Source organism: Agromyces sp. NPDC029043 (assembly GCF_055564615.1).
Window position 1 is genome coordinate 231,749 of record NZ_JBVHVX010000003.1, and the last position, 15,224, is coordinate 246,972.

Here is a 15,224-nt window from a genome sequence, read left to right on the forward strand (position 1 = left end):
CACCCCCGGAAGCGGCGTCCGTCCGGTCCCGGGCGCCTCACCGGCGCGGCGCGAGGGCCTGGGGAGGTGCCTCACTCGACCGTGAACCCGGTGATGCTCACCGGACCCGCGGGCGCGCCGTCGGTCGATCCGTCGGCCGTGCCGAGAGCGGTGATGTCGGTGCGGAGCGCGTCGAGTCCGGAGGTGACGCGGCCGATGACGGTGTATCCGCCCGCGGCGTCGGCGGGCAGGGTCGTGTCGTCGTACACGATGAAGAACTGGCTGCCCTGGCTCTCCGCGTTGCCCGACTGGCGCGCCATCGCGATCGTCCCGGCGGGGTACACGCCGTCCTCGGGCGCGTTCTCGATCGGACCGTAGCTGTAGCCGGGTCCGCCGGATCCGTCGCCGTTGGGATCGCCGCACTGGAGCACGAAGATTCCCTCGGTGGTGAGGCGGTGGCACGAGAGGCCGTCGTAGAAGCCCTGCTCGACGAGGCTGATCGTGCTGGAGACCGCCTGCGGTGCCGCGGCGCCGTCGAGCTCGACGGTCAGCGGCGTCTCGTTCAGCGTGAGCGCGCCGGTCCAGGTGCGGTTCTCGGCGAGTTCGGACGAGGGCACGGCGGCCGCGCTCGGGGTGGGCGTCGGCGTGGGCGTCGCCTCGGCCTCGGGAGTGCCCGGTCCGCCGCTGAAGTACAGCAGCTGCGCGCCGGTCGCGAGCGCGAGCACCACGACCAGGGCGATGCCGGCGATGACGTTGTCGCGCGCTCGCCGGCGCACCGTCCGACGGTGCACCTCCTGGCGTGCCTGGTAGGTGCGGAGGCGCGCACGCTCCTCGCGCGCCTGACGGTCGTTCGCTGCCACGCTGCTCCTTCGGGGGATCCTGCGGGGAGACTCTACGGGGCCGCGACCCCGGGGTGCCAATCCCGGAGAGGTGCGCCGCCGGGGGTGTCGGATGCCACGGCTACGCTGGTCGACATGGTGGATTCGGCTCCGGGGCTGCGTTCCGGCGCGACCCCGCTCGCGGTGCGCATGCGCCCGCGCAGCCTCGATGAGGTGGCCGGCCAGAAGCACCTGCTGACTCCGGGATCGCCGCTCGTGGCCCTCGCCGCCGATCGCACGGGCGAGTCCGGCGCCGTCTCCGTGATCCTCTGGGGGCCGCCCGGCACCGGCAAGACGACCCTCGCGCAGGCGATCGCCCGTTCGTCGGGCCGCAAGTTCGTGGAGTTGTCCGCCGTGACGGCGGGCGTCCGAGACGTCCGCCAGGTCATGGAGGAGGCGCGCGCGAACCGCGACCTCTACGGGGTCTCCACGGTGCTCTTCCTCGACGAGATCCACCGCTTCACCAAGGCGCAGCAGGATGCGCTCCTGCCGGGTGTCGAGAACGGCTGGGTCATCCTCGTCGCGGCGACGACAGAGAACCCGTCGTTCTCGGTGATCTCGCCGCTGCTGTCGCGCTCCCTGCTGCTCACGCTCGAGACGCTCGGCGACGACGACCTCGGCGTCCTGGTCGATCGGGCGGTCGCCGATCCGCGGGGGCTGGGCGGCCGCGTCGAACTCGCCCCGGAGGCGCGCGCCGCGATCGTGCGGCTGGCGTCAGGAGACGCGCGCCGCGCGCTGACCGCCCTCGAGGCGGCATCCGTCTCGGCCGTGAGCGAAGCGGAACAGGCCGTGGGCGCGGTCACTGGCGCCGATGCCGAGGAGTCGGCTGTCGCGGCATCCGGCGACGACGGCGAGGCGAGCCAGCCGCCGCGACCCCTCATCACGCCCGAGATCGTCGCTCGTGCGGTCGACCGGGCCCTGCTGCGGTACGACCGCGACGGCGACGAGCACTACGACGTCATCTCGGCGTTCATCAAGTCGGTCAGGGGGAGCGACGTCGACGCCGCACTGCACTACCTCGCGCGGATGATCGAGGCGGGGGAGGATCCGCGGTTCATCGCCCGGCGCATCATCGTGCTCGCCTCGGAGGACATCGGGATGGCCGATCCGACGGCGCTCGGCGTCGCCGTCGCCGCGGCCGATGCGGTGCAGTACATCGGCATGCCCGAGGGCCGGATCCCGCTCGCCCAGGCGGTGGTGCACCTCGCGACCGCGCCGAAGTCCAACGCCGCGTACCTCGGCATCGATGCGGCCCTCGCCGACGTGCGCGCCGGCAACGCCGGCCGGGTGCCCAAGCACCTGCGCGATGCGCATTACCCCGGGGCGAAGCGACTCGGCCACGGCAAGGGCTACGCGTACCCGCACGACGACCCGATCGGCGTGGTGGGCCAGCAGTACCTGCCGGATGCGCTGCGCGGCGCGATCTACTACACGCCGACCGAGCACGGCAACGAGCGCGAGGTGTCCGCGCGGCTCGCGAAGCTGCGCCGGATCGTCCGGGGCGACCGCTGAGCCCGCTCGACCGCCCGGAACCCCGGTTCGTGATAGGATTTCCGCTGGCCTGAAGCCAGATTCTCGAGCGCGGCTGTGAGAGAGTCACCGGCGAACGGGTGCGATCTGTAGCCGATCCACCCTTGGCGAATCCCTCTGACACAGACTTCCGGCGCACGAACGCGCCGTGGGTTCAATTGAGATTCTTCCGAAAGGACATTCGTGTCGAACCAGTCACGCAGCAAGACCCGCCTCTCCCGGGCGCTCGGCGTCGCCCTCACCCCGAAGGCCGCCAAGTACCTGGAGAAGCGCCCGTACGCTCCCGGTGAGCACGGTCGCACCAAGCGCAAGCAGGACTCCGACTACGCCGTTCGCCTCCGCGAGAAGCAGCGCCTGCGCGCCCAGTACGGCATCCGCGAGAAGCAGCTCCGCATCGCCTTCAACGAGGCCCGTCGCACCGACGGCCTGACCGGTGAGAACCTGGTCGAGCTCCTCGAGATGCGCCTCGATGCGCTCGTGCTCCGCGCCGGCTTCGCCCGCACGATCTCGCAGGCCCGCCAGTTCGTCGTCCACCGTCACATCACCGTCGACGGCAAGATCGTCGACCGCCCCTCGTTCCGCGTGAAGCCGGGCCAGGTCATCGGCGTCAAGCAGCGCTCCGAGGGCACCGAGCCCTTCCAGGTCGCAGCGGCCGGCGGCCACGTCGACGTGCTCCCCAAGACCCCGGGCTACCTCGAGGTCGAGCTCGACAAGCTCCAGGCCAAGCTCGTGCGTCGCCCGAAGCGCGCCGAGGTGCCCGTCACGTGTGACGTGCAGCTCGTCGTCGAGTACTACGCCGCCCGCTAGTCGGACGGTCTCCCGAACGGGGTCGCGGCTCGCCGCGGCCCCGTTCGTCGTCCCCGCGCGGCGCACGATCCAGCCCTAGACTGGGAGGACGCGTGCGCATCGCACGCCGCAGGGCCCGACCCCTCGAGGAGTGACACGTGAAGAGCATCCTGTGGTTCGCCATCGGCGTCGCGGCCGGCTTCGCCGCCGCGCACCAGGTCAACCGCACCGCGCAGGGCCGCGAGTTCTTCGCCGGCCTCGACGCGAAGGCGCGGGCCTTCGGCCGCGCCGTCGCCGAGGGGTACCACGCCCGCGAGGCCGAGCTCCGCGCCGCCGAGGCGCACGCCGTCGAAGGCCGCTAGCCCTCACGCCCCCCACTCCCGCGACCCGCGGGCGCTCCACCCTTCCCAGGAACCAGAACGGAACCATGCAGACTGCCGAGATCCGCCAGCGCTGGCTGGACTTCTTCGCCGCGCGCGGCCACACGGTCGTGCCGTCGGCCTCGCTCGTGTCGGACGACCCGTCCCTGCTGTTCACGGTCGCGGGCATGGTTCCGTTCGTGCCGTACCTGACCGGAGTGGTGCCGGCGCCGTACCCGCGGGCGACGAGCGTGCAGAAGTGCATCCGAACGAACGACATCGAGGAGGTCGGCAAGACCCCCCGGCACGGCACGTTCTTCCAGATGAACGGCAACTTCTCGTTCGGCGACTACTTCAAGGAAGGCGCCATCACCTTCGCGTGGGACCTGCTCACGAGCTCCGAGGCCGACGGCGGGTACGGATTCGACCCGAAGGACCTCTGGGTCACGGTCTACGAGGACGACGACGAGGCCCGCGACATCTGGCGGCGCGTCGTCGGGCTGCCCGACGAGCGCATCCAGGGCCTCGGCAAGGACACCAACTACTGGCACACGGGCCAGCCCGGCCCGGCGGGCCCCTGCTCCGAGATCTTCTTCGACCGCGGGCCCGAGTACGGCATCGACGGCGGTCCGGCGACCGACGACGACCGCTACGTCGAGATCTGGAACCTCGTCTTCATGCAGTACCTCATCGCCGACGTGAAGTCGAAGACCGACTTCACGATCGTGCGCGAGCTGCCGAAGAAGAACATCGACACGGGCATGGGCCTCGAGCGGGTCGCGTTCATCAAGCAGGGCGTCGACAACATGTACGAGATCGACCAGGTGCGCCCGGTCCTCGACATGGCCGCCCGGCTCTCGGGCCGCCGGTACGGCGCCGACCACGAGGATGACGTGCGCATGCGCGTCATCGCCGACCACATCCGCTCCTCGCTCATGCTCATGAGCGACGGCGTCACGCCGTCGAACGAGGGGCGCGGCTACATCCTGCGGCGACTGCTGCGCCGGAGCATCCGTGCGATGCGGCTGCTCGGCGTCGAGGGGCCGACGTTCCACGAGCTGTTCGCGGCATCCCGCGACGCCATGAAGGCCGCGTACCCCGAAGTCGCCGCCAACTACGCCCAGATCGAGCAGCTCGCGGTCGGCGAGGAGGCGACGTTCCTCCGCACGCTCACCGCGGGCACGTCGATCCTCGACACCGCGGTCGCGAAGACGAAGGAGTCGGGCGCCGAGCAGCTCGCGGGCGACACCGCGTTCCTGCTGCACGACACGTACGGCTTCCCGATCGAGCTCACGCTCGAGATGGCCGAGGAGGCCGGCCTTGCGGTCGACCGCCAGGCGTTCGACACGCTCATGGCCGACCAGCGCTCGCGCGCGAAGGCCGACGCGAAGTCGAAGAAGAAGGTGCTGGCCGACCTGTCGGTGTACAGCGACTTCCGTGCGAAGGGCGAGACCGTCTTCACGGGGTACACCGACCTCGCGACCGACTCGACGGTGCTCGGGATCCTCGTCGACGGTCGCCCGGCCCAGCAGGCCACGACCGGCCAGACCGCCGAGGTGATCCTGGCCGAGACGTCGCTCTACGCCGAGTCGGGTGGGCAGGCGCCCGACCAGGGCCGGATCGTCGGCGACGGGTTCGAGCTCGAGGTCCTCGACGTGCAGAAGCCGGTCAAGGGCCTGATCAGCCACACGGTCCGGGTGTCGTCGGGTGAGGTCGGCGTGGGCGTGCCCGCGACCACGCTCGTCGACGAGGACTATCGGCGCGGTGCCACGCAGGCCCACTCCGGCACGCACCTCGTGCACGCCGCGCTCCGCCAGGTGCTCGGACCCACCGCGCACCAGTCGGGCTCGTTCAACAAGGCCGGCTACCTGCGCCTCGACTACGGGTGGAACCAGGCCCTCTCGGCCGAGACCCGCAGCGAGATCGAGGAGATCGCCAACGGCGCCGTGCGCGAGAACCTCGAGGTCGTCACGCGCGAGATGCCCATCGACGAGGCGAAGGCCCTCGGCGCGATGGCACTGTTCGGCGAGAAGTACGGCGATGTCGTGCGCGTCGTCGACATCGGCGGGCCGTGGTCGCGGGAGCTCTGCGCCGGCACGCACGTCGCGACGAGCGCCGAGGTCGGCATGATCAACATCATCGGCGAATCGTCCGTGGGCGCGTCCAACCGCCGCGTCGAGTCGCTCGTCGGCCAGGATGCGTTCCGTCGGTTCGCAGCCGAGCGCACCCTGGTCCAGGAGCTCACGTCGACGCTGAAGACCCGACCCGAGTCGCTCGTCGACCGCGTCGGCGAGCTCGTCGCGAGCCTCAAGGCGGCCGAGAAGAAGATCCAGGCCTACGAGGCGAAGGCGCTGAGCGATCGCGTGCCCGAGCTCGCCGGAGCGGCCGAGCGAGTGGGCGACCTGCTCGTCGTGCTCGAATCGGTCGGGCGCCTCGGATCGGGCGACGAACTGCGGTCGCTCGCGACCGCGGTGCGCGCGAAGCTCGGCGACGCCGCATCCGTCGTCGCGCTGGTGGGCGAGGTCGGAGGAAAGCCGCTCGCGATCGCCGCGACGTCGCCCGCCGCGCGCAACGCCGGGGCGAATGCGGGCGTGATCGCGAAGGCCATGGCCGGGGCGCTGGGCGGCGGCGGCGGCGGCAAGCCCGACCTCGCCCAGGGCGGCGGCAGCGATCTCGCCGCGATCCCGGCGGCCCTCGCGGCGGCGCGGGGGGCGATCGCGCGGTGACGCTGCGACCCGGTGCGCGCCTCGGCATCGACGTCGGCCGGGCCCGCATCGGCGTGGCGCGCTGCGACCCCTCCGCGATCCTCGCGGTCCCGGTCGAGACCGTCCCGCGCAGCCCCGAGGGCGAGGATGGCGATCTCCGCCGCATCCTCGAGATCGCGCGCGACCACGACGCGATCGAGCTCGTGGTGGGCAATCCGCTGTCGCTGTCGGGCCAGGCGACCGCGTCGACGGCCGACGCGGTCTCCTTCGCGGGGCGACTCGCCGGCGCGGGGGCGCACGTGCGGCTGGTCGACGAGCGGATGTCGACCGTGAGCGCCCAGCAGGCGCTCCGCTCCGCCGGCAAGTCCGCGCGAAAGCAGCGTCCGATCATCGACCAAGCTGCAGCCGTTATCATTCTGCAACATGCCATCGATGCCGAACGGGCATCGGGAACCGCCCCCGGACGAACGATCCTCCCCGACGAAGGGCTCTGACCCCGTGACCCAGCTCCCCCCAGAGCATCGCCGCGGCTCCGACCAGCCGTACCATCCCGAGACCCCCTCGGGGCCGCCGGCGCCTCGGAGCCGGCGGGAGCTGCGTGAGCTGGAGCAGCGACAGGAGGCCGAGCGCCGCCGCGTCGCGGAGCTCGAGGAGCGACGCGCCGAGGAGGAGTGGCGCGCCCAACAGGAGTGGCGGGCGGAGCAGGAACGGCGCGCCGAGCAGGAATGGCACGCGGAGCAAGAGCGCCGCGCCGAACTGGAGTGGCGCGCGCGGGAGGCGCAGCGGGCCGAGGAGGAGCGACGCGCCGAGCAGGAACGGCGTGCGTACGAGGCGCAGCGCGCCTCGGAGGAACCGCGAGGCGGGTACGACGACCGGGCCGCTTACTCCGGAATCGCCAACGGCGAGGAGCGCGTCCGGGGCGGCGGCGTCCGACCGGCGTACGCCGTGGCCGACGCCGACCCGCTCGAGCCCGACCTGCTCTCCCCGTGGGATGACGACCCTGCACCGCGGCCCTCGCGTGCGGACCGCCGAGCCGCGGCAGCCCTCGACCTCGATGAGCAGGAACCCGAGCAGGGTCGACGCCGGGGTCGCGGGGCGCTCGGCTGCCTCATCGCGCTGCTGGTGCTCGCCGCCGTCGCGGCCGGAGCCTGGTTCTTCTTCCTGCAGGCGCCCGTGACGGCGTTCCTGGAGCGCTTCGAGCCGGCGGCCGACTACTCCGGCTCCGGTTCGGGCGAGGTCGTCTTCATGATCAACGAGGGCGACGGCGGCGAGACGATCGCGGCGAACCTCGAGGAGGAGGGCGTGGTCGCCTCCGCAGAGGCGTTCATCGAGGAGGTCACGAGCCGGTCGTCGACGCCGACGTTCTACCCGGGCGCGTACCGGCTCGCGAGCGAGATGAGCGCGAAGTCGGCACTCGACGCCCTGCTCGATCCGGCGAACAAGCTCGAGAACACGTTCGTGATCCAGGAGGGGCTGTGGGCGCGCGACGCGTTCGCGGCGGCCTCCGCGGCGACCGGCATCCCGGTCGAGGAGCTGCAGGCGGCCGCGGCCGACCCGCAGGCGCTCGGCCTGCCCGAGCAGGCCACCTCCGTCGAGGGCTTCCTGTTCCCGGCGACGTACACGTTCCCGCCCGACGTCACCGCCGACCAGGTCGTGCAGACGCTCGTGGACCGCACGTTCCAGGCCCTCGATGACGCGGGCGTGCCGCCGGAGGACCGGTGGGAGACGATCGTCGTCGCGTCGCTCATCGAACGCGAGGCGGGATCGGCCGACGACTCGTACAAGGTCTCGCGCGTCATCCGGAACCGCCTCGACCCGGCGCAGTTCGAGAGCGGACTACTGCAGTTCGACTCGACCGTGCACTACGGCATCGGCGACGACTCGACGGTGGAGACCTCGGATGCCGAGCGCGCCGATCCCGCGAACCCGTACAACACCTACGTGCATCCGGGCCTGCCGCCCGGCCCGATCGGCAACCCGGGCGACGTGGCGATCGACGCGGCGCGCAACCCGGCCGAGGGGCCGTGGCTCTACTTCGTGACGGTGAACCTCGAGACCGGCGAGACGGTCTTCTCGGCGACGCTCGCCGAGCACGACGCGGCCGTGGAGCGGTTCCTCCAGTACCTCGAGGAGAGCGGGTGATGAGCGAGCAGTCGGCGGAGGTCGCGGGCGAGCGTCGGGGCACGACGGGTGGGCCGCGCCGGCTCGCCGTCCTGGGCTCGCCGATCGCGCACTCGAAGAGCCCGGCGCTGCACCGCGCGGCGTACGACCGGCTGGGCCTGGCCGACTGGACGTACGAGCGCGCCGAGGTCGGCGAGGGTGACCTCGCCGCGTTCCTCGACGGACTCGGCCCGGAGTGGCGCGGCCTCTCGCTGACGATGCCGCTGAAGCCCGAGGCGCTGGCGATCGCCGACGAGGTCGAGCGGCTCGCCGAACGCGCCGGCGCGGTGAACACGCTGCTGCTCGCCGACGACGGGCGCCGGCTGGGCTTCAACACCGACATCGGCGGGATCGTGCGCGCCCTGGCCGACTCCGGGGTCACGACGATCCGGCACGGCGTGCTCGTGGGCGGCGGGGCGACCGCCGCCTCCGCCCTCATCGCCATGGCCGAGCTCGGCGCCGTGAGCGTCGAGGTCTGCGCGCGCCACCCCGGCCGCGCGGCATCCGTCGTCGAGCTCGGCCACGCGATGGGGCTCGTCGTCGACGTGCGCCCGATCGCCCGGCTCACGGAGGGCGGGCCGGCCGACCTCGTGATCAGCACGGTTCCCGGCGGCACCGACCTCGGCATCGGGCCGTCCGACGAACTCGTCGGCGCGCCGCTGCTCGACGTGGCGTACTCGCCCTGGCCTACCCCGCTCGCGGCCGCCTGGACGGCTGGCGGCGGTCGTGTCGCGCACGGCCTCGACATGCTCGTGCACCAGGCGCTGCTCCAGGTGCGCATCTTCGTGAACGGGGACCCGCTCGCCGAACTGCCCGACGAGGCGGCGGTGCTCGACGTCATGCGTCGGAGCCCCTGAGCCCGCTGTGGGAGGATGGTGGGCATGCTCCGTTGGCTCACCGCCGGTGAATCGCACGGCCCCGAGCTGGTCGCGATCCTCGAGGGACTTCCCGCCGGCATCCCCGTCACGCTCGACGACATCCGTGCCGATCTCGCCCGCCGCAAGCTCGGCTACGGGCGCGGCGCGCGCATGAAGTTCGAGCAGGACGAGCTGGCGATCTCGGGCGGCGTCCGCCACGGCCTCACGCTCGGCAGCCCGGTCGCCCTCCGCGTCGGGAACACCGAGTGGCCGAAGTGGGAGCAGGTCATGAGCCCCGACCCGGTCGACCCCGAGACGCTCGGCCGCGGCCGCGGAGCTCCGCTCACCCGCCCGCGTCCCGGTCACGCCGACCTCGTGGGCATGCAGAAGTACGGATTCGACGAGGCCCGCCCGGTGCTCGAGCGCGCGAGCGCGCGCGAGACCGCCGCCCGTGTCGCGCTCGGTGCCGTCGCCCGGGCGTTCCTCGCCCAGCTCGGCATCCGGCTCGTCTCGCACACCGTCGCCATCGGTCCGCTGCGCGTGCCCGAGGGCAGCGCGCTGCCGCTGCCCGCCGATGTCGACGCGCTCGACACCGACCCGCTGCGCTGCTTCGACCCCGCGACGAGCGCGCGCATGGTCGCCGAGGTCGATGCGGCCCACAAGGACGGCGACACCCTCGGCGGCGTCGTCGAGGTGCTCGCCTACGGGCTTCCGCCCGGGCTCGGCTCGCACGTGCACTGGGACCGCCGCCTCGACGCGCAGCTCGCCGCGGCGCTCATGGGTATCCAGGCGATCAAGGGCGTCGAGGTCGGCGACGGGTTCCTCACGACCACGCGGCGCGGCTCGGCCGCGCACGACGAGCTGCACCTGGCCGATGGCCGCATCGTGCGGGCCAGCGACCGCGCCGGCGGCACCGAGGGCGGCATGTCGACCGGCACCGTGCTCCGCGTGCGCGCCGGAATGAAGCCGATCGCGACCGTGCCGCACGCCCTGCCGACGGTCGACGTCGCCACGGGCGAGCCGGCGCCGGCGCACCACCAGCGCTCCGACGTCTGCGCGGTTCCCGCGGCCGGCGTCGTCGCCGAGGCGATGGTCGCGCTCACGCTGGCCAACGCCGTGCTCGAGAAGTTCGGGGGCGATTCGGTCGCCGAGACGCGCCGGAACCTCGAGGGCTACCTCGCGGCGATCCCCGACGCGCTCGCGAGCGAGGTCGCGGCGCCCGACGCGATCCGTGCCTGACGCGCCCACGGCCGCTGCCGACGTCCCGTCCGGCTCCGGGCGGCCGGTGCCGCCGCTGCCGATCGTGCTCGTCGGTCCGATGGGCGCCGGCAAGTCGCGGGTCGGCGCCCGGCTCGCGAACGCCGTCGGTGCGCCCTTCGTCGACACCGACCAGCGCATCGTCGAGCGGTACGGGCCGATCGAGCAGATCTTCGCCCGCGAGGGCGAGGGGCGCTTCCGCCGCATCGAGCGCGAGGTCGTCGCCGAGGCGCTGCGAGAGGATGCCGTCGTCTCGCTCGGCGGCGGTGCCGTGCTCGACGCCGACACGCGCGCCGACCTCGCCGGCTTGGCCACCGTCTGGCTGCAGGTGTCGGCCGAGGCGGTCGCGCCGCGCCTGACGGGCGGCACGCGTCCGCTCATCGCGGACGGCGGGCTGGAGGCCTGGATCCGCATCCGCGACGAGCGACGACCGCTCTACGAGCAGGTCGCCGGGCTCGTCATCGACACCTCGCGCCGCTCGGTCGCGAGGATCGTCGCCGAGATCACCGAGTGGGCAGGAGCACGCGCATGACCGACGAGGCCACCACCATCCATGTCGGAGGCGAGCCGGGCTACGACGTCGTCGTCGGCCGCGGGGTGCTCGCGGGCCTCGCCGACGCGATCGGCACCGGCGCGACCAAGGTGCTCATCGTGCACCCGCCGACGCTGGGCGCGCGGGCGGCCGCCGTGCGCGAGTCGCTCCTCGGCCGCTACGAGGTGCTCCTCGCCGAGGTGCCCGACGCCGAGCAGGCCAAGCGCGTCGAGGTCGCCGCGTTCTGCTGGCAGATCCTCGGCCAGGCCGACTTCACGCGCACCGACGTCATCGTCGGGCTGGGCGGGGGAGCGATCACCGACCTCGCCGGATTCGTCGCGGCGACGTGGCTGCGAGGCGTCCGTATCGTGCAGGTGCCGACGACCGTGCTCGGCATGGTCGACGCCGCGGTGGGCGGCAAGACCGGCATCAACACCAACGAGGGCAAGAACCTCGTGGGCGTCTTCCACGCGCCGGCCGCGGTCCTGTGCGACCTCGAGCTGCTCGACACGCTGCCGAGGAACGAGATCCTCGCGGGCTTCGCCGAGATCGTGAAGGCCGGCTTCATCCGCTATCCCGAGATCCTCGACGTCATCGAAGCCGATCCGGATGTCGCGACCGACCCGACCACGTCCGAGTTCCGCCGCGTGGTCGAGCTGGCGATCACGATGAAGGCCGACGTGGTGAGCGAGGACTTCCGCGAGGCGGGCCTCCGCGAGATCCTCAACTACGGGCACACGCTCGGCCACGCGGTCGAGCACGCCGAGCGCTATCAGTGGCGCCACGGCGCCGCGGTCGCCGTCGGCCTCGCGTTCGCGGCCGAGCTCGGCCGGCTCTCCGGGCGGCTCTCCGACGAGGTCGCCGACCGGCACAAGCGCGTGCTCGACCTGCTGAGCCTGCCGACGTCGTACCCCGCCGGCCGCTGGAACACGCTGCTGGCGACCATGCAGCGCGACAAGAAGGCGCGCGCCGGGCAGCTGCGCTTCATCGTGCTCGACGACCTCGCCAAGCCCACCGTCATGCTCGCGCCCGACCAGTCGCTCCTGTTCGCGGCGTACCAGGAGATCGCGTCCTGAGCGGCGGTCGTGGCGGCCGTCAGCGAGGCGCGTGCGTCGTGCGTTCCCGGACCGGCACCGTCGCTAGGCTTCGAGGATGACCACGATCCTCGTCCTCAACGGGCCCAACCTCGGCCGCCTCGGCTCGCGCGAGCCCGAGGTGTACGGGTCGCAGACGCTCGCCGACATCGGCGCCGAGCTCGCGGCATCCGTGCCCGACGACGTCGAGATCGACCTTCGCCAGACCGACGACGAGGCCGAGCTGATCGGATGGATCCACGAGGCCGTGGACCGGGGCACGCCCGTCGTGCTGAACCCTGCCGCGTTCACGCACTACAGCTACGCGCTGCGGGATGCCGCGGCCCAGCTGAAGACCGCGGCCGTGCCGCTCGTCGAGGTGCACCTCTCGAATCCGCACACGCGTGAGACGTTCCGCCACACGAGCGTCATCTCGGGCGTGGCGACGGGCGTGATCGCGGGGTTCGGCGCCGACTCCTACCGGCTGGCGGTCGACTGGCTTCTGCGGCGTCCGTAGCTCTCGACTAGACTCGATCGGTCGCACGCCTCGTCGTGCCCTCGACTTCTCCTCTCCATCGAACGGATCCACCCATGGCAAGCACCGCGGACATCAAGAACGGCGTCGTCCTGAACATCGACGGCCAGCTCTGGAGCGTCATCGAGTTCCAGCACGTCAAGCCCGGCAAGGGCGGCGCGTTCGTGCGCACCAAGCTGAAGAACGTCGTCAGCGGCAAGGTCGTCGACCGCACGTACAACGCCGGCGCGAAGGTCGATATCGAGAACGTCGACCGCCGCGACTTCACCTACCTCTACAGCGACGGCGACGGCTTCGTGTTCATGGACGCGACCGACTACGACCAGATCACCGTTCCGGCGACCATCGTGGGCGACGCCAAGAACTTCATGCTCGAGAACCAGGCCGTCACGATCGCCCTGAACAACGGCAACCCGCTGTACATCGACCTGCCCGCGTCGGTCGTGCTCGAGATCACCTACACGGAGCCGGGCCTGCAGGGCGACCGCTCGACGGGCGGCACCAAGCCCGCGACGGTCGAGACCGGCTATGAGATCCAGGTGCCGCTGTTCCTCGAGACCGGCACGAAGGTCAAGGTCGACACCCGTTCGGGCGAGTACCTCGGGCGCGTGAACGACTAGTGAGCGCGCGTACGAAGGCGCGCAAGCGCGCCCTCGACCTGCTCTACGCGGCCGACATGCGGCAGGTGCCTGTCGAACAGCTGCTCGCGGTCGAGGCCGAACGCGCGGTGAACGAGCCCGAGCGCCAGGCGTCATGGCTGTACGCGCGCGAGATCGTCGACGGCGTGGTCGATCACCGCGACGAGATCGACGAGCTCATCACGACGCACTCGCGCGGCTGGACCCTCGAGCGCATGCCCGCAGTCGACCGGGCGCTCCTGCGCATCGGCGTGTGGGAGATCGTCTACAACGACGAGGTGCCCGACCCGGTCGCGATCAGCGAGGCGGTCGAGGCGGCCACCGTGCTCTCGACCGACGACTCGGCCGGGTTCGTCAACGGCCTGCTCGCGGCGATCTCGCACGCGAAGGCCTGACGAGCGTCCCCTCCGCCTCCGCTCGGCGCGCGGGCTCGCGGTCGCCCAGCCGGTCGAGCAGCGCCGTCGTATGGGCGACCACCTCGCGCGGCCCGTCGTGCCGGCGCAGCTCACGGCCGAGGCGCGCGGCGTTCGCGCGGTAGGCCGGGTCGGCCGTCAGCCGACGCCAGGCGCGGAGGATCGCGCGGGGCGTGGGTGTGCCCGTGCGCAGGTCGATCCCGGCGCCCGTCCACGCGATGCGACCGGCGATCTCGGGCTTGTCCAGGTCGCCGCCGGCGACGATCAGCGGCAACCCGTGCGCGAGGGCGGCGAGCACGCCGCCCCAGCCGCCGTTGGTGATCATCGCGTCGAGGCGGGGGAGGAGTGCCGCGTAGTCGATCAGGCCGGTGACGTACGCGTTCGGCGGCGCGGGGAAGGGCAGCTCGGGCGCGTCGGCGCGCCCGGTCGTCGCCACGATGGACACCGCCTGCCGGCCGAGCGCGGCGAATGCGGGCCGGATGAGATCGGTCGGATCGACGTTCAGCGTGCCCTGGGTCACGTGCACGATCGGCCGGTCCTCGGGCAGGACGGCCCACCAGGACGGCGACGTCGCGTCGGCTCGACCGGTCGGGGCGAGTGCGCCGACGTACTCGATCGGCACGGGCCAGCCGCGTCGGGGCCAGTCCAGATCGGGGATGCCCGACGCGCAGACCAGGTCGGGAGAGGAGAACACCAGCTCGAACGGCACAGACGACCGCGGAAGTCCCGACGCCGTGCGCTGCTCGTCGTATGCGTGCTCCAGGCCGCGCGAGGCCAGCGCGAGCACCCGGTGGAGGACACGGTCCCGTATGCGTCCGAGCGGTCCCCGGGCGGGCGGGAGCCCGAACCCCGGCGGCGGAAGCTCCGGCGTCGGGATGGTGAGCGGCACGATGGACACCGTCACCCATGGCGTGCCCGTGTGCTCGGAGCCGAGGCGAGCGCCGAGGCTGAGCCCGTCGGCGACGATGACGTCCCACGGGCGCGCCCGGTACGCGGCGACGAGGTCCTCGCCCTGTGCGGCGGCCGTCCGGATGAACACGTGCTCGATGTTCGCGATCGCCTGCAACGGGCCCTTGCGACCGCGCAGCGTCGGGAACGTCGCCGCGAGGTCGTGCTCGTCGAAGTCGGGCGCGCGCGACCAGGGCACGACCTCCGCACCGAGCGCCTCGAACCGGCCGGCGTACGCGCCGCCGGTGTACACGCGCACGCGGTGGCCGGCCTCGAGGAACGCCGAGGCGACCGCGGCGAGCGGCGCGATGTGTCCCGCGAACGGCATCACGGCGATCATCACCTCGGCCATGTCCGATGCCACCACGGGGCGGCGCGGGGGCGCGGCCCCCGAACAGGGGCGGATGGCGCAGGGCCCTGAGTCGGGGTCAGGGCGGGCCCCCACGGAAACGGAGGGCGATCCCTCGCATCGTTCCGGGATCGGCCCGGATACGCGGGCTCGGGGCCGACGGTTCACTGGATGACATCGCCGCACTCCGGCATGTCACCCACAACGTCGCTCTGGAAGGAGCAC

15 protein-coding genes are annotated in these 15,224 nt (G+C 72.4%); 13 read left to right on the forward strand and 2 right to left on the reverse strand.

Features of this window, described 5'->3' with window-relative positions:
* Positions 1 to 71: 71 nt before the first annotated feature.
* Positions 72 to 839, reverse strand: a complete 768-nt coding sequence (locus tag ACZ4TW_RS06420) for a peptidylprolyl isomerase (protein ID WP_465541280.1) — start codon at positions 837 to 839, stop codon at positions 72 to 74.
* Positions 840 to 953: 114 nt separating this feature from the next.
* Between ACZ4TW_RS06420 and ACZ4TW_RS06425 the strand changes: the two genes are divergently transcribed.
* From ACZ4TW_RS06425 to nusB, 13 genes are all read left to right on the forward strand, one after another.
* The gene (locus ACZ4TW_RS06425; protein WP_465541282.1) at positions 954 to 2,369 is read left to right on the forward strand and encodes a replication-associated recombination protein A; all 1,416 of its coding nucleotides are present in this window, start codon (positions 954 to 956) and stop codon (positions 2,367 to 2,369) included.
* A 201-nt stretch (positions 2,370 to 2,570) separates the two neighbouring features.
* Positions 2,571 to 3,194, forward strand: a complete 624-nt coding sequence (gene rpsD / locus ACZ4TW_RS06430; protein WP_465541284.1) for a 30S ribosomal protein S4 — start codon at positions 2,571 to 2,573, stop codon at positions 3,192 to 3,194.
* Positions 3,195 to 3,331: 137 nt separating this feature from the next.
* Entirely contained in the window at positions 3,332 to 3,535 is a 204-nt protein-coding gene (locus ACZ4TW_RS06435; RefSeq protein WP_465541286.1) for a hypothetical protein, read from the forward strand.
* 65 nt (positions 3,536 to 3,600) lie between these two features.
* Positions 3,601 to 6,258, forward strand: coding sequence for an alanine--tRNA ligase (alaS, locus tag ACZ4TW_RS06440; RefSeq protein ID WP_465541288.1), 2,658 nt, complete (start codon positions 3,601 to 3,603; stop codon positions 6,256 to 6,258).
* Positions 6,259 to 6,260: 2 nt separating this feature from the next.
* A complete protein-coding gene (gene ruvX, locus ACZ4TW_RS06445; protein ID WP_465541432.1) occupies positions 6,261 to 6,731 on the forward strand; it encodes a Holliday junction resolvase RuvX in 471 nt (156 codons plus the stop codon).
* Positions 6,732 to 6,735: 4 nt separating this feature from the next.
* A complete protein-coding gene (gene mltG / locus ACZ4TW_RS06450) occupies positions 6,736 to 8,379 on the forward strand; it encodes an endolytic transglycosylase MltG (protein WP_465541289.1) in 1,644 nt (547 codons plus the stop codon).
* Positions 8,379 to 9,254, forward strand: a complete 876-nt coding sequence (locus ACZ4TW_RS06455) for a shikimate dehydrogenase (RefSeq protein WP_465541290.1) — start codon at positions 8,379 to 8,381, stop codon at positions 9,252 to 9,254. The genes mltG and ACZ4TW_RS06455 overlap by 1 nt, the downstream gene beginning before the upstream one ends.
* Before the next feature lie 24 nt (positions 9,255 to 9,278).
* Complete coding sequence (gene aroC / locus ACZ4TW_RS06460; protein ID WP_465541292.1) at positions 9,279 to 10,493, forward strand: chorismate synthase; 1,215 nt, start codon at positions 9,279 to 9,281, stop codon at positions 10,491 to 10,493.
* Positions 10,486 to 11,043: a shikimate kinase gene (locus ACZ4TW_RS06465; RefSeq protein WP_465541294.1), complete on the forward strand. Its 558-nt coding sequence runs from the start codon at positions 10,486 to 10,488 to the stop codon at positions 11,041 to 11,043. Before aroC ends, ACZ4TW_RS06465 begins: the two co-directional genes overlap by 8 nt.
* The gene (gene aroB, locus ACZ4TW_RS06470) at positions 11,040 to 12,119 is read left to right on the forward strand and encodes a 3-dehydroquinate synthase (protein ID WP_465541296.1); all 1,080 of its coding nucleotides are present in this window, start codon (positions 11,040 to 11,042) and stop codon (positions 12,117 to 12,119) included. Before ACZ4TW_RS06465 ends, aroB begins: the two co-directional genes overlap by 4 nt.
* Positions 12,120 to 12,195: 76 nt before the next feature.
* Positions 12,196 to 12,633, forward strand: a complete 438-nt coding sequence (gene aroQ / locus ACZ4TW_RS06475; protein ID WP_465541298.1) for a type II 3-dehydroquinate dehydratase — start codon at positions 12,196 to 12,198, stop codon at positions 12,631 to 12,633.
* Positions 12,634 to 12,707: 74 nt separating this feature from the next.
* Positions 12,708 to 13,271, forward strand: coding sequence for an elongation factor P (gene efp / locus ACZ4TW_RS06480; RefSeq protein WP_465541300.1), 564 nt, complete (start codon positions 12,708 to 12,710; stop codon positions 13,269 to 13,271).
* Complete coding sequence (gene nusB, locus ACZ4TW_RS06485) at positions 13,271 to 13,684, forward strand: transcription antitermination factor NusB (RefSeq protein ID WP_465541302.1); 414 nt, start codon at positions 13,271 to 13,273, stop codon at positions 13,682 to 13,684. The genes efp and nusB overlap by 1 nt, the downstream gene beginning before the upstream one ends.
* On the opposite strand, the gene ACZ4TW_RS06490 is transcribed toward nusB, so the two are convergent.
* Positions 13,644 to 15,002 carry a glycosyltransferase gene (locus ACZ4TW_RS06490; RefSeq protein WP_465541304.1) on the reverse strand — a complete coding sequence of 453 codons (1,359 nt, stop codon included), beginning with the start codon at positions 15,000 to 15,002 and terminating at the stop codon, positions 13,644 to 13,646. The genes nusB and ACZ4TW_RS06490 overlap by 41 nt on opposite strands.
* Positions 15,003 to 15,224: the final 222 nt, after the last annotated feature.